We start from the raw sequence: 1,227 nt of genomic DNA on the forward strand, positions 1-1,227 counted from the left end.
AACTATGGGCACGGGAAGAACGGATGAATTCCGCAAGGATGCAGTGCGAATTGCGCTGACCAGCGGTCTGACACGGCGACAAGTTGCGGATGATTTGGGCGTTGGGCTTTCGACGCTGAACAAATGGGTGACGGCACACCGCAAGACAGATGTGGTGTCACCCGAGGATCGCGAGCTTGCGCGGGAGAACGAACGGCTTCGACGCGAGAACCGCATCCTCAAGGAGGAGAGGGACATCCTAAAAAAAGCCACCCAGTTCTTCGCGAGCCAAAAGCCATGAGGTTTCGGTTCGTCGAAGAACAGCGTGGGGTTATCCCGATTGAGCGATTATGTCAGGTCATGAACGTCAGCGCCCGCGGATTGCGGGCATTCCGCAGCCGTCCGGCCAGTCGCAGGCAGCGTATGGATATGGTGGTTCTGGCGCATATCAAGGAGCAGTCGCGCCTGAGCCTGGGCAGCTACGGCCGCCCACGAATGACCGAAGAACTGAAGGAGGTCGGTGTCGATGTCGGGCACCGGCGCGTCGGTCGCCTGATGCGCGAAAACGGGATTACCGTTGAAAGAACGCGCAAGTTCAAGGCGACCACAGACAGCGATCACACGTTCAACATCGCCCCGAACCTGCTGGATCGCGACTTCAGTGCGGCTGGGCCGAACCAGAAATGGGCGGGCGATATCAGCTACATCTGGACCCGCGAGGGGTGGCTGTATCTGGCAGTCATCCTGGACCTGCACTCCCGCCGTGTGATCGGCTGGGCCTTGAGCAATCGGATGAAGCGTGATCTGGCGATCAGGGCGCTGAAGATGGCCATCGCCTTCCGAGCGCCACCCAAGGGCTGCATCCATCACACCGACAGGGGCAGCCAATATTGTTCACACGACTATCAGAAGATCCTGCGCGAACATGGCTTCAGGGCCTCGATGAGTGGCAAAGGAAATTGCTATGACAACGCTGCCGTCGAAACGTTCTTCAAAACAATCAAGGCTGAGCTGATCTGGCGGCGGTCATGGGCAACACGGCGGCAAGCAGAGATGGCGATCTTCGAATACATCAACGGCTTCTACAATCCGCGTCGACGGCACTCAGCATTGGGCTGGAAAAGCCCGGTCGCCTTCGAACGCAAAGTGGCTTAAACGAGCACCTGGAGCGGCACAAATACGTGACAGGTCCACCCGGAGCGACGCAAGGCAGCATAGCGAAAGAGCTCGGCATAACAGGTACTCAGC

General features: G+C 58.4%; 1 protein-coding gene. It reads left to right on the top strand.

Annotated features, from left to right (window positions below; genetic code table 11):
• Positions 1-4 precede the first annotated feature (4 nt).
• Positions 5-1,134, top strand: a protein-coding gene (locus tag NWQ23_RS02880; RefSeq protein WP_306164734.1) for an IS3 family transposase whose coding sequence is annotated in 2 segments (ribosomal slippage) — positions 5-239 and positions 239-1,134 — 1,131 coding nt in all. Because the reading frame shifts where the segments join, the coding sequence is not laid out codon by codon here.
• Positions 1,135-1,227: the final 93 nt, after the last annotated feature.

The organism is Yoonia sp. (genome assembly GCF_030731595.1).
Lineage (GTDB): Bacteria > Pseudomonadota > Alphaproteobacteria > Rhodobacterales > Rhodobacteraceae > Yoonia.